The sequence below is a fragment of the Pantoea sp. Ap-967 genome (genome assembly GCF_011752565.1).
In the GTDB taxonomy this organism is placed as follows: domain Bacteria; phylum Pseudomonadota; class Gammaproteobacteria; order Pseudomonadales; family Pseudomonadaceae; genus Aquipseudomonas.
In genome coordinates, this window is record NZ_VWXK01000006.1 from 23,698 (window position 1) to 44,355 (window position 20,658).

The following is a 20,658-nucleotide window of genomic DNA, read 5'->3' on the forward strand; positions in this document are numbered from 1 at the left end:
AACATGCGGCGTCCGGGGGTGGAATCCCGATCAATTACTGAGTGGCTGTCGTCATGGCAGTTGTGCGCGGGAGGCCGCAAGGCCTACCGGGTTTACTCGTAGCCTGGATTCCACTCCGCGTACAACTGCCGCCCTTCCGTGTGGAATCGGAGGTCGGCGAATTCAGTAGCCATACGAGTCGTTGATATGAAAAAGACAGTCCCAGATCCGCCCATCATTTCGATTTTCCTTCAGATCACACCGTCGCCTGCGGCATCAACAAGCGCTTTGTCCCAGTTGATCATTGCCTATAACCATTGAGGTTGGATTTGCTGGCCTCTTCGCGGGTAAACCCGAGAAGCGGCCTGGACCGGCGTTCGAGACATGTCAGGAGAGACACAAGTGACCACAGACAACATGAAATTCACTGTTGGCAAAACGACTTTCTTCCAGGGCGAGAACCAGAGCTACCCGCTGTTTCGAATTGAGCCTGGGATTCCCTGTAGAGATGCCCGCGAACAGGCCTCTGAATTGATGGGCTATGTGAGGGAGTTGACCATCGTCGGTTTGATGGATGAGAAGCCTATGATGATCTGGGCATCGCACTACCTCAGTGCGATGGCCAAAGCATTGATGGATGATGCTGAATTGGGAATGAGGGCAGGTCTTTGACTGAAGATTGATAACGCCTGGGAGATCGAGCGCCGCTTGGGCGGCGCATCGCGAGCTTTGCTCGCTCCTACCAAGCAGCGGTTAGGCTGGGCTTGCGGTGCCCCAACCCGTTGGATGGCACCGATTTCCCCGGCGTTTGTGAATTGCGCCATTCAAGCGTAGCCGCTGCACCTGTAGGAGCGAGCGCAGCTCGCGATGGGCTGCTTGCAGCCCCGGCACTATAAAGCCGCGAAGCTGAAAACTGGGGCCGCTGCGCGCGGCATCGCGAGCTACGCTCGCTCCTACCGAGGCGGCGCTGCACAACAGGACCAGCATCACTAACCAATCAATTAAATTACTGAAAGCTGATGAAACCTAGGCATGAATATCACACAATATTCACTGAAACTCCTACGCGAACTCCCACCTCAAAAACAAGCAAAAACCTTGCTTCTGACTGGAATTCTTCTTCTCAGCTTGGGCAGCAACTTCATACTCATGCAGGACGTGCACGAAACTTCCGATGAGGCATCCTGGTCGCGAGTGTCGGCCTCTCTCACTTCGCAACCCGAAATATGGAAAAGTGATAAATCTCTTTACACTTTCGGCATCAAATTCCAAAGCGCAGATGGAGTGCACGCTAAAACCTACCTTTACGCGCAGAAAGCTCGCTTTGAGGCAGCAAACCTAGAGCGCAGCACGCCGCTTCTTGTCGATATAGCAAACACAGAAAAAGGCTCAATAGCCGAACGGTTGATCGCGCCGAATGGCATGGTTCTGTACGACCCGGCGCTGGCGGCATATGTAACCAATGTAAGAAACAGGGAAACTGCACGTGCCGTCATCATTTTTACAGGTGCCGGTATTGGCCTGTTGATTGGGGCAGCGGTTATTTACTGCGAGCTAAGAATACGGGGGCACTGAACTTCCCATGGCGAACACATGCTGGCCCTCACCCAATCTCAAACCAACTGCTTCAGTTCAACTGCACTTGGGAATTATCCTACTCCTTGCGCTGCCGTTTCTCTGTTGTAGGTCATGACCATCAGGGCTAATTTCCCTGTGTCGCCAAATTCGGCGGCCGGGTGTGAGAGCTCGTGTTGATCTAGCTGCAACCTCAGCGGTAGCTGTGCGCGGGCAGGATTCTTCCTGGCTGGTTTCCTAGATCACCGGTCTCTCACCTCGCGTGCAGCTGCCACCCAAACCTGTGAGAGGGAATGGGCATCAGTTCCTCACCCGGCGTTAAAGCTAGGTTCCGGTTTATCCGCGGTGCGCTTGTCACAGGATTTTCAGCGCCTGGGAGATCGAGCGCCGCTTGGGCGGCGCATCGCGAGCTTTGCTCGCTCCTACCAGGCCGCAGATAGGCTGGGCTTTCGGTGCACCAACGCGTTGGATGGCACTGGCTTCGCCGGTGTTCGCGGATCGCGTTTTCAAGCGCAGACGCTGCACCTGTAGGAGCGAGCGCAGCTCGCGATGGGCTGCTATGCAGCCCCGGCACGATATGCCGCGAAGCTGAAAACCTGAGCAGCTCGCGCAAGCGCCCCTGGCTTAGCGCGGCTCCATATGTGCAATCATCAATTGCACACTCTCATTCCCACGAAACTCGTTCACATCCAACTTGTACGCCAACTCCACCCAGCGCACCGTCGGGTTCGGCCACACGTCGCGGTCGATGCCAAAGGCAATGCCATCCAGGCGCACCGAGCCGCATTCACTCTTGAGCACCACCTTCAAGTGCCGCTCGCCCACCACGCGCTGCTCCACCAACTGGAACACACCGTGGAACAGCGGCTCCGGGAAGTGCTGCCCCCACGGCCCGGCATTGCGCAGGGCCTTGGCCAGGTCCAGGTGGAACTCTTCCACCGCCAGGCTGCCATCCGACAGCAGGCGGCCGGTGAGGTCTTCCTCGCGCAGCTGGCGGCGGACTTCCTCGTCGAATGCTTCGGCGAACGCCGGGAAGTTGCCCTCGGGCAAAGACAGGCCCGCCGCCATGGCGTGCCCGCCGAACTTGCTGATCAGTTGCGGGTGGCGTGCGGCCACGGCATCCAGCGCGTCGCGAATGTGGAAGCCCGGCACCGACCGCGCCGAACCTTTGAGCATGCCGTCGCCGGCGTCGGCGAAAGCGATGGTCGGGCGGTGGTAGCGCTCCTTCAGGCGCGAGGCGAGAATCCCGATCACGCCTTGGTGCCAGTCCGCATCGAACAGGCACAAGCCATAGGGCATCGACTCCACCGGCAAGTCCTTGAGCTGGGCCAAGGCCTCACGCTGCATGCCCTGCTCGATCGATTTGCGGTCCTGGTTCAGGCCATCGAGCTGCTGGGCCATGTCCTGGGCCGACGCCTGATCCTCGCACAGCAGGCATTCGATGCCCAGGCTCATGTCATCCAGGCGCCCGGCGGCGTTGAGCCGTGGGCCAAGGATGAAGCCGAGGTCGGTGGAAGTGATGCGCCGATGATCGCGGCGCGCCACTTCCAGAATCGCCTTCAGGCCCGGCCGCGCACGGCCAGCGCGAATGCGCTCCAGGCCCTGGTGCACGAGGATGCGGTTGTTGGCGTCCAGCGGCACCACGTCGGCAACGCTGCCCAGGGCCACCAGGTCCAGCAACTCGCCGATGTTCGGCTGGGGCTGGGTTTCATAGCGCCCCAGGCTGCGCAGGCGGGCACGCAGGGCCATCAACACATAGAAAATCACCCCGACCCCGGCCAACGCCTTGCTGGGGAAATCGCACCCCGGCTGGTTCGGGTTGACGATGGCGTCGGCATCGGGCAACTGCTGGCCCGGCAAGTGGTGGTCGGTGACCAGCACCTTGAGCCCCGCCGCCTTGGCCGCCGCCACACCGTCGACACTGGAAATGCCGTTGTCGACGGTGACCAGCAACTGCGGCTGGCGCTCCAGCGCCACCTGGACGATTTCCGGGGTCAGGCCGTAGCCGTACTCGAAACGGTTGGGCACCAGGTAGTCGACGTGGGCCGCGCCCAACAGGCGCAGGCCCAGCATGCCGACGGTACTGGCAGTGGCGCCGTCGGCGTCGAAGTCGCCGACGATGAGAATGCGCTGGCGCTGGTCGAGGGCGTCGACCAGCAGGTCGACCGCCGCGTCGATGCCCTTGAGCTGCTGGTAAGGCAACAGCCGCGCCAGGCTCTTGTCCAGCTCGGCTTCGGTCTGCACGCCGCGGGCGGCGTACAGGCGGGTCAGCAAGGGTGGCAGGTTACCCAGCAATGGCAGGGTTGGCGGCAGCGGGCGGGGTTCGATACGCATGGGGTCTTGGGCAATCCGTTATTCTGTGGGCTCAGCCACGCTCGCCGAGCAGCCACTGCAGCTGCACTTCGTGCTGGCCGCGGTCGTCGGTGACGAACACCGTGCCTTCGCTGATCATCACATCCCACTTGATGGTGCGCGGCATGTCGGTGGCCAGCACTTCCAGCACCTCCTGGGGCACCGCGGCGATGCTGAGGTTCTTCAGGCCCTTGACCGCGCTCACCACCTTGCCTTCCCACACCCGCAGGCTGCCATAGGCCAGCAGGCTGGTGCGCTCGGTACGGCGCGAGCACCAGGTCAGGCGGTCGGCGTCAGGCTGGCCCACTTCGATCCAGTGCAGGATGCGGTCGTCCAGGCTCTTTTCCCACAGCGCCGCCTCGTCCACATCGGACAGGCCACGGCCAAACGTCAGGTTCTCGTTGTACCACAGGGCGAACGCCAGCAACCGCACGGCCATGCGCTCTTCGGTTTCCGACGGATGGCGAGCGATGGTCTGGCGAACGCTTTCATACACGCCGCGGTCAAGATCGGTCAGGTTCAGTTCGAATTTGTAGGTGGTAGACGGCTGGGCCATGGTCGAATGGGCTTCGTGGGCAAAGAAAAGTCGCCTAGTCTAACCGATCCTGCCCGGCCTTGCGCCGGAGCAGTATCTGCCGCTGCGCACCTATGATAAAACCACGGCTCTGACCAGTCGCCACGGATGCCTCATGTCTACGCCCAGCAAACCCCTCGCCGGCCTCAAAGTCATCGAACTCGGCACGCTGATCGCCGGGCCGTTCGCCTCGCGCATCTGCGCCGAGTTCGGCGCCGAGGTGATCAAGGTCGAGTCGCCCGATGGCGGCGACCCGCTGCGCAAATGGCGCAAGCTGTACGAGGGCACGTCGCTGTGGTGGTTCGTGCAGGCACGCAACAAGCAGTCGCTGACCCTCAACCTCAAGCACCCCGAGGGCCGCGAGGTGCTCAAGCGCCTGTTGGCCGAGGCCGACATCCTGATCGAGAACTTCCGCCCCGGCGTGCTGGAAAAACTCGGCCTGGGCTGGGACGTGCTGCATGCCCTGAACCCGCGCCTGGTGATGGTGCGCCTGTCAGGCTTTGGCCAAACCGGGCCGATGAAGGACCAACCGGGCTTCGGCGCGGTCGGCGAGTCGATGGGCGGCCTGCGCTACATCACCGGTTTCGACGACCGCCCACCGGTGCGCACCGGCATTTCCATCGGCGACTCGATTGCCGCCCTGTGGGGCGTGATCGGTGCGCTGATGGCGCTGCGTCACCGTGAGGTCAACGGCGGCCAGGGCCAGGTGGTGGACGTGGCGCTGTACGAGGCGATCTTCGCCATGATGGAAAGCATGGTCCCGGAATTCGACGTGTTCGGCTTTATCCGCGAGCGTACCGGCAACATCATGCCCGGCATCACCCCCTCTTCCATTCACACCACGGCCGATGGCAAGCACGTGCAGATCGGCGCCAACGGCGATGCGATCTTCAAGCGCTTCATGCAAGCCATCGACCGTCACGACCTTGCCGACGACCCGCTGCTGGCCAGCAACGATGGCCGCGACGCGCGGCGCGACGAGCTGTATGGCGTCATCGACCGCTGGGCCAACAGCCTGCCGCTGGAGCAGGTGATGCAGGCGCTCAATGCCGCCGAGGTGCCGGCCAGCCGTATCTATTCGGCCGAAGACATGTTCAACGACCCACAGTACCTGGCCCGGGAAATGTTCCTGCAAGCGCGCCTGCCCGACGGCAAGCCGTTCAAGATGCCCGGCATCGTGCCCAAGCTGTCGGAAACCCCGGGCTCCACCGAATGGGTAGGCCCTGCCCTGGGTGAGCACACCCAGGCCGTGCTGGCCGGGCTGGGTTATGACGCAGCGGCAATTGCCAGCCTGCGTCAGGCAGGTACTGTCTGAGGCGCCCGCGCACACTGCGGCGGCCACGCCTGCTGAGCGGGCTTTGCGGCCTGCTGCTGGCCTTGGCGATGCCCTGCGCGCTGGCCAAGGAACGCCTGCTGTGGCTGCTGCGCGACCTGCCGCCGTTCACGGTATTCGAGGGGGCCGACAAGGGCCAGGGCGTGGTCGACCAACTGCTGCCGTTGTTGATCGCGCAGATGCCCGAGTACGACCACAGTGTGGTGCGGGTGAACCGGGCGCGCAGTATCCAGATGCTGCAGGACCCAACCACCTTCACCTGCGACCCTACCCTGCTGTGGACCCCGGAGCGGGAGAAGTTCGTGCACTTTTCCCAACCGATGCTGGGCGTGCTGAGCAGCGGCCTGGTGGTGCGCAAGCAGTCCCAGGCCGTGCTCGCGCCGTTCCTCGACGGCCAGCAGGTGGACCTCAAGGCGTTGCTGAGCCAGACCTCGCTCAAGCTTGGCGTCGTTGCCGAGCGCAGCTACAGCGCCCAGGTCGACCAACTGCTGCAGCAGCTGCCCGAGCAGGCCTTCAACCGCCACTACGGCAACGAGGCCACCGCCAGCCTGTTGCAGATGCAACAACTCGGGCGCCTGCAACTGGTGCTCGGCTACTGGCCGGAAGTGCGTTACCTGATCCAGCAACAGGGCGGCTCGCTGGCAGATTATGAGTTTCACCCCATCCAGGGCGTGAACCGTTACCAGTTCCTGCACGTGGGCTGCTCGGACACAGCGCTGGGCCGCGCCGCCATCGCCCATATCGACCAACTGCTGCCAGCCCTGCGCCGCGACACCTTGCCAGGCCTTTATGCACGCTGGCTCGACCCCGAGATGCAACAGCACTACCTGGAGCAGAGCCGCAGCTTCTTCGAAGGCCACTAGCGAACGGCGGGCAAAAGAAACCCCGGGCGCTGGGGAGCACGCCCGGGGCCAAGCGAAAGCCCTCATGGGCTTCCCGTGGCAACCTAGCGACGCCGCAGCTGTGCGCCGGCAGGCTGCCCTTGCTGTTCTGATGGGCCGTTCAGGCAAAGGTTCCCTGGGGCGGCTGGGCACGCTGCTGCAGGGCAGCGATCACGCAGGGCTGCAAACGCCCTTCAACAATCTGCAGGTCACGGTGCAGGCCGTCCACCAGGTCGATCAACAGGCTTTGTTCCTGCAACTGGCGCGGGCTGACCGTGCGTCGCAACGCGGTACCACCGAGGTTGTCGTACACGGTCAATTGGCGGTTGCCACTGGCGTCCATGGCACCGAGCTGGGCCTGGTAAGGAGTCAGGGCATCGTTGAGCAGTCTGCAGATTCTTTCCATCCGGATCACTCGCTGTGTAGGGGACATGGAGAAACTGACCCACAAACGCAGCGCAAAGTTCGCGGTGCCAGGTGGGTTCAGTGAGCATGCGTGGGCGATGTGACCGTTTGAATACGGCGCAGGGCCCGCTGCCAGCGTGGTAGTGGCAGCGGCCACGGCAGGTCGGCGAGCACCCACAGGCCAAGGCGGCGGGCCTCATGGGCGAGGCTGGCGCGGCCTGGGTTGGCGTGGCCGACGAACAGCACGGCGCGGCAACTGGCTGCCCGTTCGAGCAAGGCTGGGCCTTGCGCATGGTCGAGAATCAGCAGGTCGACGCGCTGCCGGCGGGCCAGGCAGGTGTACAGGTCGGCCTGGTCGTGGGTGACGCGCACGTTGAACAGGCCCAGGGCATTGCAGGCCTGGTGCAGGAGGATCTGGTGGGATGGGCGTGCCTGGTGGATCAACACGTAGGGCTGTTGCATGTGCCGCTCCTTGTGCAAGGACCGGACACTCTAGGCAAGGCCTTTGCGGCCTTATATAGGACAATTCTGCGAATGATTAAGGAAAAGACTGAGGCTGCGTTGCAGCCTTATCGCGACCTGCGGTCGCTCCTACCGGGGGGGTTGTTTTCGGTAGGAGCGACCGCAGGTCGCGATGGGGCCTCGATTACAGCGGCTTGCCGCGGTTGCCATGCTGGCTGACGAACGCCTGAACGGTCTTCAGATCATTGGCCAGCACCGTGCAACGCTCCTCACGGCTGAACAGGTCGCTCAGGTGCGCCGGCAGCTCCAGCGCCTTGCCAACGCCGGCCTTCTCCACCGCCTCAGGGAACTTGACCGGGTGCGCGGTGCCCAGCACCACCATCGGCGTGTCCAGGCTGCGGCGGCACTCGCGGGCAGCCTTGACGCCAATGGCCGTGTGCGGGTCGAGCACTTCACCGGTGGCGGCGAACACTTCAGCGATGGTTTCGCAGGTCTGCTCGTCGCTGACCGCCAGCGAGTCGAACAGCTTGCGCGCTTCGGTCCAGCGGTCTTGCTCGACGCTGAAACCGCCGCCCTGCTTGAAGCTTGCCATAAGCTCGGCCAGCGCAGCGCCATTGCGCCCGTGCAGGTCGAACAGCAGGCGCTCGAAGTTGGACGACACCATGATGTCCATGGACGGCGACAGGGTCGCGTGCAGGGTTTCCTTGACGTACTGGTTGCCACTCATGAAGCGGTGCAGGATGTCGTTGCGGTTGGTGGCGACGATCAGTTGGCTGACCGGCAGGCCCATGTTGCGCGCCAGGTAACCGGCGAAGATGTCGCCGAAGTTGCCGGTTGGCACCGAGAACGCCACGGAACGGGCCGGGCCACCGAGCTGCAGGGCTGCGTGGAAGTAGTAGACGATCTGGGCCATGATCCGCGCCCAGTTGATCGAGTTGACCGCGACCAGGCGGGTGCCCTTGAGGAACGACTGGTCGGCGAAGCTGGCCTTGACCATTTCCTGGCAGTCGTCGAAGTTGCCTTCGATGGCGATGTTGTGCACGTTGTCGCCGAACAGGGTGGTCATCTGGCGACGCTGCACTTCCGACACGCGCTTGTGCGGGTGCAGGATGAAGATGTCGACGTTCTCGCAGCTGCGGCAGCCTTCGATGGCGGCGGAACCGGTGTCACCGCTGGTGGCGCCGATGATCACCACGCGCTCGTTGCGCTTGGCCAGCACGTGGTCGAGCAGGCGACCGAGCAGTTGCAGGGCGAAGTCCTTGAACGCCAGGGTCGGGCCGTGGAACAGCTCCAGCACCCATTCGTTGCTGTTGAGCTGGCGCAGCGGGGCGACCGCGGCGTGGGCGAACTCACCGTAGGTTTCTTCGAGGATCTTCTTGAAATCGGCGTCGGCGATGCTGCCTTCGACGAACGGGCGCATCACCCGGAAGGCCAGTTCGTGGTACGGCAGGCCGGCCCAGGAAGCGATTTCTTCCTGGGTGAAACGTGGCAGGTTCTCAGGCACGTACAGGCCGCCGTCGCTGGCCAGGCCAGCCAGCAGCACGTCTTCGAAATTCAGGGCCGGAGCCTGGCCGCGGGTACTGATATAGCGCATGGTGCAAACCTTCGATACTGGGGGCCCGGGCCGCACTGGCGGCCCGCAGCGAAATTAATTGAGCTGTTCCACGCGAATGCGCACAACCTTGCCAACCACGTCCTGCAGGGCTTCCAGGGCGACGATGGCATCGTCGATGCGCTGCTCGACCACACCGTGGGTCAGCAGGATCATCGGCACCAGGCCGTCCTGTTCCTCGGCTTCCTTCTGCATGATCGACTCGATGTTGATGCCGCGCTCCGACAGGATGCTCGCCACCTGGGCCAGCACGCCTGGGTGGTCCTTGGCCTGAATGCGCAGGTAGTAGGCGCTTTGGCAGGCTTCGATCGGCAGGATCGGGTGGGCCGACAGCGAATCTGGCTGGAAGGCCAGGTGCGGCACGCGGTTTTCCGGGTCGGAAGTCATTGCACGCACCACGTCGACCAGGTCGGCCACCACCGACGAGGCGGTCGGCTCCATGCCAGCGCCAGCACCGTAGTACAGGGTGGAACCGGCAGCGTCGCCGTTGACCATGACAGCGTTCATCACGCCGTTGACGTTGGCGATCAGGCGGTCGGCCGGGATCAGCGTCGGGTGTACGCGCAGCTCGATGCCTTCTTCGGTGCGGCGCGCCACACCCAGGTGCTTGATGCGGTAGCCCAGGGCCTCGGCGTAGTTCACGTCAGCGGTGGTCAGCTGGGTGATGCCTTCGGTGTAGGCCTTGTCGAACTGCAGCGGAATGCCGAAGGCGATGGACGCCAGGATGGTCAGCTTGTGCGCAGCGTCGATGCCTTCGACGTCGAAGGTCGGGTCGGCTTCGGCATAGCCCAGTGCCTGGGCCTCGGCCAGCACGTCCGGGAAGGCACGGCCCTTCTCGCGCATTTCGGTGAGGATGAAGTTGCCGGTGCCGTTGATGATGCCGGCCAGCCAGTTGATGCGGTTGGCCGAAAGGCCTTCACGGATCGCCTTGATCACCGGAATGCCACCGGCCACCGCGGCTTCGAAGGCAACGATAACGCCCTTCTCGCGGGCCTTGGCGAAGATCTCGTTGCCGTGCACGGCGATCAGCGCCTTGTTGGCGGTGACCACATGCTTGCCGTTTTCAATGGCCTTGAGCACCAGGTCGCGGGCGACGGTGTAGCCACCGATCAGCTCGATGACAATGTCGATCTCCGGGTTGCTCGCAACGTCGAACACATCAGCGGTAATGGGGGTACCGGTAATCTGGCAGTTCGGGTTCTGCGAGCGCATGGCGATCTGTGCCACTTCAATACCGCGCCCGGCACGGCGGGCAATCTCCTCGGCGTTGCGCTGAAGTACATTGAAGGTTCCGCCACCGACGGTCCCCAACCCACAGATGCCTACTTTGACCGGTTTCACTGTGAACTCCCCATTGAACGGGCGGCGCCTTCGCCACCCGTGAAACATGCCGTCACCCCATGACGACGGCGTATTGAATTGATTACTTGGCAGCCTGCTGCTGGCCGGCCAGGGCCAGCTTGGCCACTTGTGCTGCCGGCTGGTAGCCCGGAATCACATGGCCGTCTTCGAGCACGATGGCTGGCGTGCCGTTGACGCCGATCTGCTGGCCCAGCTGGAACTGCTTGCCGACCGGGTTGGCGCACTTGGCTGCCTTGATTTCCTTGCCTTCGACCATGTTGTCCATGGCCGCGCGGCGATCACTGGAGCACCATACCGCCTGCAATTGCTGGTCACCCGGCGAGCCAAGGCCCTGGCGCGGGAAGGCGACGTAGCGCACTTCGATACCGCGGCGGTTCAGCTCAGGCACTTCGGCGTGCAGCTTGTGGCAGTACGGGCAGGTGGTGTCGGTAAACACGGTGATGTGCGACTTGGTTTCGCCCTTGGCAGGATAAACCACGGTTTCGCCAGCAGGAATGGCATTGATCAGCTTGGCCACGCCCTGGCGTTCGGTTTTCTCGGTGAGGTTCACCGGCTTGCCGCCCTGCAACTGGTAAAGATAGCCCTGCATCACGTACTGGCCGTCGGCGCTGGCGTAGAGCACGCGCCCCCCCTGCAGCTTGACTTCATACAGGCCGTTGAGCGGGCTGCTGCCAACGCTTTCCACCGGCACATCGAGTTCAAGGTTCTGCAACGACTTACGGATGGCCTGCTCGGCACCGGCATTGCTGTCGGTTGCCGCGGCAACGGCAAAGGTACTGGCCAGCGCCATCGCGGCGGCGGCGAACAACTGGGTCACGCGCATGGGAAACTCCTGAGGGCGGACAGGGGCCGGAGGGCGTTGCCTGCGGAAAATATGCGGCAACCGTGCGGCCCTTGATGCAAACCGCCCAAGCCTAACACATCACGCTGCCGATGAAGGGGCCTGCAAGGACCGGTCAGCGGAACATGAATAACATTCATCCACGTGGATGGTGCTGGGCGTGCAGCTGCTGCAGCCTGGCCTTGGCCACGTGGGTGTAGATCTGCGTGGTCGACAGGTCGCTGTGGCCCAGCAACATCTGCACCACGCGCAGGTCGGCGCCGTGGTTGAGCAGGTGCGTGGCGAAGGCGTGGCGCAGGGTGTGCGGCGACAGCGCCTTGTCGATGCCCGCCACCCGCGCCTGGTGCTTGATGCGGTGCCAGAAGGTCTGGCGGGTCATCTGCTCGCCGCGCAGGCTGGGGAACAAGACGTCGCTGGGGCGGCCATTGAGCAGCTCGCCGCGGCCATCGCGCAGGTAACGCTCCAGCCACAGCACCGCTTCCTCGCCCATCGGCACCAGGCGCTCCTTGCTGCCCTTGCCCATCACCCGCAGCACACCCTGGCGCAGGTTGACCTGGTCGAGGGTCAGGCTGACCAGCTCGGTCACACGCAAGCCGCAGGCGTACAGCACTTCGAGCATGGCACGGTCGCGCTGGCCGATGGCCTCGCCCAGGTCGGGGGCTTGCAGCAAGGCTTCGACGTCGGCTTCGGACAGCGACTTGGGCAAGGGCCGGCCCAGTTGCGGCATGTCCACTTGCAGGGTCGGGTCGACGGCCACCAGCTTCTCGCGCAGCAGGTAGCGGAAGAAGCCGCGCAGGCCAGAGAGAAAGCGCGCAGTGGAGCGCGGTTTGTAGCCTTGGTCCAGGCGCCAGGCCAGGTGGTCGAGGATCAGCTCGCGGCCGGCATCGGGCAGGGCCACCGAATGTTCCTGGAGCCAGCCGTTGAACAGGGCCAGGTCGCTGCGGTAGGAAACGCGGGTGTTGTCGGACAGGCCTTTTTCAAGCCACAGGGCGTCGAGGAACTGGTCGATCAGGGGGTGGTCTAGGGCGGGCATGCGGGGCTGCTGGGTGTTGAAATTGGGGCTAGTGTTTCACAGCAGGGGCTTTGGTGTCTGTACTGGCCTCTTCGCGGGGCAAGCCCGCTCCTACAAAGGAGTGCGCATCCTTGTAGGAGCGGGCTCGCCCCGCGAAGAGGCCGCCACAGGAAACCCCGGCCCTAGGGCAAAACGGGCACCGGCCGCTTGTCCTCGTCGATGGCAACAAAGCTGAACACCCCATGAATCGCCCGCTCGCGCCCGTCCAGGTACATGTTCTCGACGAACACATCCACCTGCACTTGCAGGCTGGTATTGCCCACCTTGACCACCGAGCCCACCAGTTCGACGATCGAGCCGGCCGGAATCGGGTGCTTGAAATCAATGCGGTCGGTGGACACGGTCACCAACGGCAGGCGGCAGAAGCGCGTGGCAGCGATGAACGACACTTCGTCCATCCAGGCCAGGGCAGTGCCGCCGAACAGGGTGTTGTGGTGGTTGGTGGTGTTGGGGAACACCGCCTTGGTCACGCGGGTCACCGACAGCTCGGTGCGGCGCTGGATTTCCTCGTCTCGGCTGGTCATATCCGTCACTTTTCACAGGTTTCAGAACGCAAAAAAGCAGCCCGAAGGCTGCTTTTTTCTCGCAAGGGGCCTCAGGCCGCCAGGCAAACTGTACTCAGGACAGTTTTTCCTTGATGCGAGCGGCTTTGCCGGACAGGTCGCGCAGGTAGTACAGCTTGGCTTTACGCACGTCACCACGACGTTTCACGGCCAGGCTGTCGATCTGCGGGCTGTAGGTCTGGAAGGTACGCTCAACGCCTACGCCGCTGGAGATCTTGCGCACGGTGAAAGCGCTGTTCAGGCCGCGGTTACGCTTGGCGATGACAACGCCTTCGAACGCCTGCAGACGGGAACGATCACCTTCCTTCACTTTAACCTGAACGACGATGGTGTCGCCTGGTGCGAAGGTTGGGATTTCCTTGCTCATCTGCTCGGCTTCGAGCTGCTGGATGATCTTGTTGGTCATGCTGTGCTCCTAAGATGGATACGTGATCCACCATCGATACGTTTAACTATCGTCCCGCTCGCGGAGGTATTCCTCGAGCAGCTTCTTCTCTTCTCCAGAAAGCGAGCGACTTTCCAGAAGATCGGCGCGTCGTTCGAAGGTCCTACCAAGGGACTGCTTCATCCGCCAACGCCGGATATGTGCATGGTTGCCACTTAGCAACACGTCGGGAACACGCTGATCCGCATACACCTCAGGTCGGGTGTAGTGCGGGCAATCCAGCAGACCGTCGGTGAAGGAATCTTCTTCCGCCGAGTCCACATGCCCTAAAGCTCCGGGCAGCAGCCGCGTAACCGCATCGATCAGTACCATGGCCGGCAGCTCGCCACCGGAAAGCACATAGTCCCCAATCGACCACTCCTCATCGACATGAGCCTCGATAAAGCGCTCGTCGATGCCTTCATAACGACCGGCGATCAGGATCAACGATTCCTGTTCGGCCAGGCCTTTGACCGCCTGCTGAGTCAGCTTGCGGCCTTGTGGCGAGAGGTAGATGACCTTCGCCGATGCTCCAGTTGCCTGCCTGGCGCTAACCAGGGCGTCTTCCAGAGGCTTGATCTTCATCACCATGCCCGGACCACCGCCAAACGGCCGATCATCCACCGTGTGGTGACGATCTGTGGTGTAGTCCCGCGGGTTCCAGCAGGTTACCTGAAGCAACCCCTGTTTCACCGCGCGGCTGGTAATGCCGTACTCCGTGATGGCCGAGAACATCTCGGGGAACAACGTGATGACGTCTACGCGAAGGTTACCCATCGTTTAGAAGTCCGCGTCCCATTCAACCCGCATCACGCCTGCTTCCAGGTCGATACCGAGCACGCATTGCGCCGTATAGGGCAACAGACGCTCGCGATCATCCAGGCTGCCTGCGCAGGGCTTGACCACCATTACATCGTTCGCACCGGTCTCCAACAGGTGATCGACCTTGCCGAACAGCTGTTCGTCCTGGTTGATGACCTTCAGACCCACCAACTGGTACCAGTAGTACTCGTCAGCGGCCAGGTTGGGCAAAAGGCTCCGCGGGATGCAGATTTCGTAACCGCTCAGAAGACGGGCTTCATCACGATCGTCGAGGCCTTTCAGTTTCACGACCAGGCCCTTCTGGGAGCCACGACCGTTGACCAGCTCGACCTGCTTTACCTTGCCTTCGTGCCGAAGCGTCCAGCGCGGATAATCCAACAGGTTTTCAATCGGATCGGTAAAGGAATACACCTTCACCTCGCCGCGAACGCCGTGAACCGAAAAAATCTTGCCAACGACGATGAGGTCGTCAGCCTTTTCTGGCGTCGCGTTCATATTTCTTAGGCAGCAGCCTTGGCAGCTTCCTTCAGCAGCTGAGCAACGCGCTCAGACGGCTGTGCACCCTGGCTCAGCCAGTAGGTGACGCGCTCTTGGTTGACCGACAGTTTAACTTCGGCGCCAGCGGCGATTGGGTTGAAGAAACCTACGCGCTCAACGAAACGGCCGTCACGGGCGTTACGCGAGTTGGTCACGGTCAGGTGGTAGAATGGGCGCTTTTTCGAGCCGCCACGGGCCAGACGAATGGTTACCATGTGAACATCGTTCCTATAGTCGGTGCTGCAGTTGATACAGCAGCTGGTACTGCAAATCTGAATGCCAAATAGGCACACGGGTGCCCAAAAGGCCGCATATTCTCGGGGAATACACGGACATTTGCAAATGCCTTTTTCGGCAAGGCCCTGCCTTACCGTTCAGATCTGCCGGTTAAGCCACGCATTTCGTGGCCGTCATCCCGCCGTAGCGGGGTTTCCGGGCGCCCGCCTTAATGCAGGCAAGCGCCCAAGAACAGGGGTTACAGCTTCGGCATGCCGCCGCCCGGCAGCATGCCGCCCAGGCCACGCATCATCTTGGCCATGCCGCCCTTGGCGGAGAATTTCTTCATCATTTTCTGCATCTGCTTGTGCTGCTTGATCAGCCGGCCGATGTCCTGCACCTGGGTGCCGGAGCCGAGGGCGATGCGGCGCTTGCGCGAACCGCTGATCAGGTCAGGGTCGCGACGCTCGGCGGGGGTCATCGAGTTGATGATCGCTTCCATCTGCTTGAACTGCTTCTCGGCCGCGCCCTGGGCGTTGCCCATCTGCGACAGGTTGACCCCGCCGATGCTCGGCAGCTTGTCCATCAGGCCGCCGAGGCCGCCCATGTTCTTCATCTGCTGCAGCTGGTCGCGGAAGTCTTCGAGGTCGAAGCCCTTGCCCTTCTTCAGCTTCTTGGCCAGCTTGTCGGCCTTGGCCTTGTCGATGGTCTGCTCGGCCTGCTCGATCAGGCTGAGCACGTCGCCCATGCCGAGGATGCGCGAGGCGACGCGGTCTGGGTGGAACGGCTCGAGGGCTTCGGTCTTCTCGCCCATACCAATGAACTTGATCGGCTTGCCGGTGATGGCACGTACCGACAGCGCAGCACCGCCACGGGCATCACCGTCGACCTTGGTCAGCACCACGCCGGTCAGCGGCAGGGCCTCGCCAAAGGCCTTGGCGGTGTTGGCGGCGTCCTGGCCGGTCATGGCGTCGACCACGAACAGGGTTTCGATCGGCTTGACCGCGGCGTGCAGGGCCTTGATCTCGTCCATCATGTCGGCGTCGATGTGCAGACGGCCGGCGGTGTCGACGATGACCACGTCGATGAACTTGAGCTTGGCTTCGCGAATCGCCGCTTCGGCGATGGCCACCGGCTTCTGGCTAATATCGGACGGGAAGAAGGTCACGCCGATGTCGTTGGCCAGGGTTTCCAACTGTTTGATCGCCGCCGGGCGGTAGACGTCGGCGGAAACCACCATCACGCTCTTCTTCTTGCGCTCTTTAAGGAAGCGCGCCAGCTTGCCGGCGGTGGTGGTCTTGCCCGCGCCCTGCAGGCCGGCCATCAGCACCACGGCAGGCGGCGCGGCGTTCAGCGCGAGGTCTTCGTTGGCCGCGCCCATCAGGCTTTCCAGCTCGGCCTGGACGATCTTCACGAACGCCTGGCCTGGGGTCAGGCTGCGCGACACTTCGGTGCCGACCGCACGTTCCTTGACGCTGTTGACGAAATCCTTGACCACCGGCAGGGCAACGTCGGCCTCAAGCAGGGCCATGCGCACTTCGCGCAGCGTGTCCTTGATGTTGTCTTCGGTCAGCTTGGCCTTGCCGGTGACATGGCGCAGCGTCTGTGACAGGCGGTCGGTCAGGTTTTCGAACATGGTGATCCTTTCAGGCCCAGTAAAAGCCGAGGTTTGTCAGGCGCCCGCGAGGAAATGCACACCCGCCAGGCACAGCAAGGCGGCGATTATAGCGAAGTGCGGCGGCGGCGCACACCTTGGGAGACATTCGGTGCCTGCAATGGCCTCTTCATGGGCAAGCCCGCTGCCACAGGTTCTCCACTGCATGCAAAGCCTGTGTTGTACCTGTGGCAGCGGGCTTGCCCACGAAGGCCCCGAGACAAACCACCAGTCTTCCTAGAGCAACGAAAACTGTGCCAAACTCCGTCTCTTTAAGGCTCTGCACCCAGGACTTATGGTCTCCTCACCCAGCCTCATCCCCAACGTGATCGCCGCCGGCCTTTATATAGCAGCGGCCATCTACCAGGGCGCTTACCTCACCCAGGGCCGCAAAGCCGACAAGCGCCTGCTTGGCCTGCTCGGCACCCTCGCTGTCGTCGCCCAGGGCGGTGCGCTGTTCTTCCAGCTGATTACCCCGCTGGGCCTGAGCCTGGACTTCTTCAGCGCAGCCAGCCTGATCGCCGTGGCGGTCATCGGCCTGACCTTGCTGGCCTGCATGCGCATCCCGGTGGAAAACCTGCTGGTACTGCTGTTCCCCATGGGCGCGGTCACCGCGCTGCTGGCGCAGTTCGCGCCGCCGGGCACGGTGCCGCTGATCAACGAAGAGCCGGGCATCCTCGCGCACATCCTGCTGTCGATCCTGGCCTACGGCCTGTTCACCATCGCGGTGTTCCAATCGTTGCTGTTGCTGCTGCAGGACCGCCAACTGAAGAACAAGCACCCCTCCGGGCTGATTCGCAACTTCCCACCGCTGCAAACCATGGAAAGCCTGCTGTTCGGTTTCCTCTGGGCCGGTTGGTGCCTGCTGTCGCTGTCGCTGATCTCGGGCTGGCTGTTCCTCGACAACCTGTTCGCCCAGCACCTGGTGCACAAGACCCTGCTCGCCTGCGTGGCCTGGGTGGTGTTCAGCGTGCTGCTGTGGGGCCGCACCCGCCTGGGCTGGCGCGGGCACAAGGCGATCCGCTGGACCCTGGCCGGTTTCTGCCTGCTGATGCTGGCCTATTTCGGCAGCAAGCTGGTCCGCGAATTCATCCTGCACATCTGACGGCCGCCCATGGATACCCTGCCGTACGCCCCGCTTCTCGGCATCCTCGCACTGGCCCTGCTGTGGTCGGCGCTGTTCACTGCGGTGGACACCGCGCGCCTGCAGCTCAACGGCTCGCTGCGCAACGGCGATGACGGCCAGCCGCAACTGCCGGCCCAGGCCCTGGTGCTGTGCGCAAGCCTGGGCAAGTTGCTGGTACTTGGCCTGGCCTGCCTGATCGGCCAGCGCCAAAGCGGTGAACACGGTTTCTGGCTGGCCGGCTTGGGCGCGGTGGCGGCCCTGCTGGTGTTCGCCGAATACCTGCCGCGGCGCCTGGCCCGGCGCAACCCGCTGGCCTTCATCAGCCTCGGCGCCAGCCTGCACCCGTTCCCCCTCGCCCTGCTGCAGCCCCTGGCCTGCCTGTTCGACGGTACCGCCAAGCTGATCCTGCGGCCGTTTCGCGTGCAGCCCACGGCCGTGGCCCTGCACCCCGAGGAAGACGACGACTTCGACGACGACGAACTCGAAGCCCCGCGCCATGGCCTGCTCGATGGCCTGCAATCGCTGGACAAGATCACCGTCAACGACATCCTGGTGCCGCGCAACGAAGTGGACGGCATCAACCTCGACGACCCCATGGAGCGCATCATCGAGCAGCTGATCGTCAGCCGCCACACGCGCCTGCCGGTGTACCACAGCGACATCAACCAGGTTGAGGCGATCCTCAACACCAAGTTGATCAGCCACTTGCTGCCCAGGGCCGAGCTGACCCTGGAACACCTCAAGGGCGCCTGCTACGAGCCCTATTTCGTGCCGGAAAGCACGCCGCTGCAGCTGCAATTGCTGAACTTCCACAAGCAACAGCGCCGGCTTGGGGTGGTGGTGGACGAGTATGGCGAGGTGCTGGGCATCGTCACCCTCGAAGACATCCTCGAAGAAATCGTCGGCGAGTTCGAGGACGAACAGAGCCTGGACAACCCCCATGTACACCCCCAGCCCGATGGCACCTTCGTCATCGAAGGCACCGCCTCGCTGCGCGAGATCAACCGCACCCTGGGCTGGCACCTGCCCTGCGACGGCGGGCCGAAAACCCTCAACGGGCTGGTCACCGAGGCGCTGGAAAGCATTCCGGAAAGCGCCGTATGCGTGAAGATCGGCCGTTATCGCCTGGAAATCCTCGAAACCGAGGACAATTGCGCCAGCAAGGTACTGGTGTGGACCGTGACCCGCTAGCTATACTCGGGTCACGCTTACCCAGCCCCGCCGTCCCGCCTGCTACCCGCACCCGGCGCCCCACGGCCAGTCCGCTCCACTGACACGCCCCGCGGTCCTGCTTCACTACCCCGAACAGTGCCCGCTTCGCCCCTACCCCCCTTGGGCTATCGTCAGTCGGGCGAACACAACAACAAAACGCTCCGGCGCCCGCGCGCCCGTGCCTGCCTGCATTCAGGCGCACACCGTCGCGGGCCTGCCCATGGCGCGAACCAGACTGTTAGGGACCTACTTAATGACAACCAGCAGCACCTATGCCCAGGCGCCTGCCGCGCCGGTCAACTCGCCAGCCCGGGTGGCGACTGCCAGCTTCATCGGCACTGCCATCGAGTTCTACGATTTCTACGTGTACGCCACCGCCGCCGCCCTGGTGATCGGCCCGGTGTTCTTCCCGTCCGGCTCGGGCACGGCGCAGATGCTCGCGGCGTTCCTCACCTTCGGCATCGCCTTCCTGGCCCGCCCACTGGGCTCGGCGCTGTTCGGCCATTTCGGCGACCGCATCGGGCGCAAGTCGACGCTGGTCGCCTCGCTGCTGCTGATGGGCGTGTCCACCACCTTGATTGGCGTGCTGCCCGGCTATGACAGCATCGGCATGTGGGCGCCGATCCTGCTCTGCCTGCTGCGCTTCGGCCAGGGCCTGGGCCTTGGCGGTGAATGGGGCGGCGCGGCGTTGCTGGCCACCGAGAACGCCCCGCAAGGCAAGCGCGCCTGGTTCGGCATGTTCCCGCAACTGGGCCCCTCGATCGGCTTCCTCGCCGCCAACGGCCTGTTCCTGACCCTGGCCCTGCTGCTCAGTGACGAGCAGTTCCGTGCCTGGGGCTGGCGCATTCCGTTCCTGCTCAGTGCCGCGCTGGTGATGGTGGGCCTGTACGTGCGCCTGAAGCTGGAAGAAAGCCCGGTGTTCGCCAAGGCCGTGGCACGCCATGAGCGGGTGAAGCTGCCGGTGGTCGACCTGTTCGCCAAGTACTGGGTGCCAACCCTGCTGGGTGCAGCGGCCATGGTGGTGTGCTACGCGCTGTTCTATATCTCGACGGTGTTCTCGCTGAGCTATGGCGTGACCACGCTGGGCTACAGCCGTGAAACCTTCCTGGGCCTGCTGTGCTTCGCAGTGGTCTTCATGGCCCTGGCCACACCGCTGTCGGCCTGGCTCAGCGACCGCTATGGGCGCAAACCGGTGCTGATCGTCGGCGGCCTGCTGGCGGTGGCATCGGGCTTTACCATGGAGCCGCTGCTGACCTCGGGGTCGACCACGGGCGTGGCGCTGTTCCTGGCCATCGAGCTGTTCCTGATGGGGGTGACTTTCGCCCCGATGGGGGCATTGCTGCCTGAGCTGTTCCCCACCCACGTGCGCTATACCGGCGCGTCGGCAGCCTACAACCTGGGCGGCATCGTCGGCGCCTCGGCGGCGCCGTTCTTTGCCCAGAAGCTGGTGAGCATGGGGGGCTTGAGCTGGGTGGGAGGCTATGTGTCGGCGGCGGCTGTGCTCAGCCTGATTGCTGTGTTGTGCCTTAAAGAAACCCGACACACCGAGCTGTAAGGTATTGGGGCCGCCTTGCGGCCCTATCGCGACCTTTGGTCGCTCCTACGGTAGGAGCGGCCAAAGCCCCATTCGCGCCTGGTAGGAGCGACCCAAGGTCG

21 protein-coding genes are annotated in these 20,658 nt (G+C 63.2%); 7 read left to right on the forward strand and 14 right to left on the reverse strand.

Annotation, left to right across the window (positions count from 1 at the left end; all coding sequences use genetic code 11):
• Window positions 1-381 precede the first annotated feature (381 nt).
• The gene (locus F3J45_RS08330; protein ID WP_167060174.1) at window positions 382-651 is read left to right on the forward strand and encodes a DUF3077 domain-containing protein; all 270 of its coding nucleotides are present in this window, start codon (window positions 382-384) and stop codon (window positions 649-651) included.
• Between the two features lie 360 nt (window positions 652-1,011).
• Complete coding sequence (locus F3J45_RS08335) at window positions 1,012-1,554, forward strand: hypothetical protein (RefSeq protein ID WP_167060177.1); 543 nt, start codon at window positions 1,012-1,014, stop codon at window positions 1,552-1,554.
• 624 nt (window positions 1,555-2,178) lie between these two features.
• Here the strand turns inward: F3J45_RS08335 and recJ are convergent.
• Both recJ and F3J45_RS08345 read right to left on the reverse strand, forming a co-directional pair.
• Window positions 2,179-3,888: a single-stranded-DNA-specific exonuclease RecJ gene (recJ, locus tag F3J45_RS08340; RefSeq protein ID WP_167060180.1), complete on the reverse strand. Its 1,710-nt coding sequence runs from the start codon at window positions 3,886-3,888 to the stop codon at window positions 2,179-2,181.
• Window positions 3,889-3,919: 31 nt separating this feature from the next.
• Complete coding sequence (locus F3J45_RS08345; protein WP_167060185.1) at window positions 3,920-4,462, reverse strand: YaeQ family protein; 543 nt, start codon at window positions 4,460-4,462, stop codon at window positions 3,920-3,922.
• Between the two features lie 133 nt (window positions 4,463-4,595).
• Between F3J45_RS08345 and F3J45_RS08350 the strand changes: the two genes are divergently transcribed.
• Window positions 4,596-5,795, forward strand: coding sequence for a CaiB/BaiF CoA-transferase family protein (locus tag F3J45_RS08350; RefSeq protein WP_167060188.1), 1,200 nt, complete (start codon window positions 4,596-4,598; stop codon window positions 5,793-5,795).
• A 62-nt stretch (window positions 5,796-5,857) separates the two neighbouring features.
• Window positions 5,858-6,676: a TIGR02285 family protein gene (locus tag F3J45_RS08355; protein WP_255432001.1), complete on the forward strand. Its 819-nt coding sequence runs from the start codon at window positions 5,858-5,860 to the stop codon at window positions 6,674-6,676.
• A 139-nt stretch (window positions 6,677-6,815) separates the two neighbouring features.
• Here the strand turns inward: F3J45_RS08355 and F3J45_RS08360 are convergent, their stop codons facing one another.
• The 12 genes from F3J45_RS08360 to ffh all read right to left on the reverse strand — a co-directional run bounded on the left by F3J45_RS08360 (window position 6,816) and on the right by ffh (window position 16,646).
• Window positions 6,816-7,100, reverse strand: coding sequence for a DUF3509 domain-containing protein (locus F3J45_RS08360; protein WP_167060194.1), 285 nt, complete (start codon window positions 7,098-7,100; stop codon window positions 6,816-6,818).
• Window positions 7,101-7,177: 77 nt separating this feature from the next.
• Window positions 7,178-7,561, reverse strand: coding sequence for a histidine kinase (locus F3J45_RS08365; RefSeq protein ID WP_167060197.1), 384 nt, complete (start codon window positions 7,559-7,561; stop codon window positions 7,178-7,180).
• 184 nt (window positions 7,562-7,745) lie between these two features.
• The gene (thrC, locus tag F3J45_RS08370) at window positions 7,746-9,155 is read right to left on the reverse strand and encodes a threonine synthase (RefSeq protein WP_167060200.1); all 1,410 of its coding nucleotides are present in this window, start codon (window positions 9,153-9,155) and stop codon (window positions 7,746-7,748) included.
• Between the two features lie 54 nt (window positions 9,156-9,209).
• A complete protein-coding gene (locus F3J45_RS08375) occupies window positions 9,210-10,514 on the reverse strand; it encodes a homoserine dehydrogenase (protein WP_167060203.1) in 1,305 nt (434 codons plus the stop codon).
• An 82-nt stretch (window positions 10,515-10,596) separates the two neighbouring features.
• Window positions 10,597-11,358 carry a bifunctional protein-disulfide isomerase/oxidoreductase DsbC gene (gene dsbC, locus F3J45_RS08380; RefSeq protein WP_167060206.1) on the reverse strand — a complete coding sequence of 254 codons (762 nt, stop codon included), beginning with the start codon at window positions 11,356-11,358 and terminating at the stop codon, window positions 10,597-10,599.
• A 154-nt stretch (window positions 11,359-11,512) separates the two neighbouring features.
• Window positions 11,513-12,409 carry a site-specific tyrosine recombinase XerD gene (gene xerD, locus F3J45_RS08385; RefSeq protein ID WP_167060210.1) on the reverse strand — a complete coding sequence of 299 codons (897 nt, stop codon included), beginning with the start codon at window positions 12,407-12,409 and terminating at the stop codon, window positions 11,513-11,515.
• A 161-nt stretch (window positions 12,410-12,570) separates the two neighbouring features.
• Window positions 12,571-12,972 carry an acyl-CoA thioesterase gene (locus tag F3J45_RS08390; RefSeq protein ID WP_167060213.1) on the reverse strand — a complete coding sequence of 134 codons (402 nt, stop codon included), beginning with the start codon at window positions 12,970-12,972 and terminating at the stop codon, window positions 12,571-12,573.
• A gap of 94 nt (window positions 12,973-13,066) precedes the next feature.
• Window positions 13,067-13,417, reverse strand: coding sequence for a 50S ribosomal protein L19 (gene rplS, locus F3J45_RS08395; protein WP_023629812.1), 351 nt, complete (start codon window positions 13,415-13,417; stop codon window positions 13,067-13,069).
• A 42-nt stretch (window positions 13,418-13,459) separates the two neighbouring features.
• A complete protein-coding gene (trmD, locus tag F3J45_RS08400) occupies window positions 13,460-14,212 on the reverse strand; it encodes a tRNA (guanosine(37)-N1)-methyltransferase TrmD (protein ID WP_008094486.1) in 753 nt (250 codons plus the stop codon).
• A gap of 3 nt (window positions 14,213-14,215) precedes the next feature.
• On the reverse strand, window positions 14,216-14,752 hold the full coding sequence (gene rimM / locus F3J45_RS08405) for a ribosome maturation factor RimM (protein WP_167060216.1): 537 nt from the start codon (window positions 14,750-14,752) through the stop codon (window positions 14,216-14,218).
• 5 nt (window positions 14,753-14,757) lie between these two features.
• A complete protein-coding gene (gene rpsP, locus F3J45_RS08410; RefSeq protein WP_003252142.1) occupies window positions 14,758-15,009 on the reverse strand; it encodes a 30S ribosomal protein S16 in 252 nt (83 codons plus the stop codon).
• A gap of 260 nt (window positions 15,010-15,269) precedes the next feature.
• A complete protein-coding gene (ffh, locus tag F3J45_RS08415; protein WP_012270758.1) occupies window positions 15,270-16,646 on the reverse strand; it encodes a signal recognition particle protein in 1,377 nt (458 codons plus the stop codon).
• Window positions 16,647-16,959: 313 nt separating this feature from the next.
• Between ffh and F3J45_RS08420 the strand changes: the two genes are divergently transcribed.
• The 3 genes from F3J45_RS08420 (at window position 16,960) to F3J45_RS08430 (ending at window position 20,557) form a co-directional block, all read left to right on the forward strand.
• Window positions 16,960-17,769: an inner membrane protein YpjD gene (locus F3J45_RS08420; protein WP_167060219.1), complete on the forward strand. Its 810-nt coding sequence runs from the start codon at window positions 16,960-16,962 to the stop codon at window positions 17,767-17,769.
• Window positions 17,770-17,778: 9 nt separating this feature from the next.
• Complete coding sequence (locus F3J45_RS08425) at window positions 17,779-18,981, forward strand: transporter associated domain-containing protein (RefSeq protein WP_167060222.1); 1,203 nt, start codon at window positions 17,779-17,781, stop codon at window positions 18,979-18,981.
• 274 nt (window positions 18,982-19,255) lie between these two features.
• Complete coding sequence (locus F3J45_RS08430) at window positions 19,256-20,557, forward strand: MFS transporter (RefSeq protein WP_167060225.1); 1,302 nt, start codon at window positions 19,256-19,258, stop codon at window positions 20,555-20,557.
• Window positions 20,558-20,658: the final 101 nt, after the last annotated feature.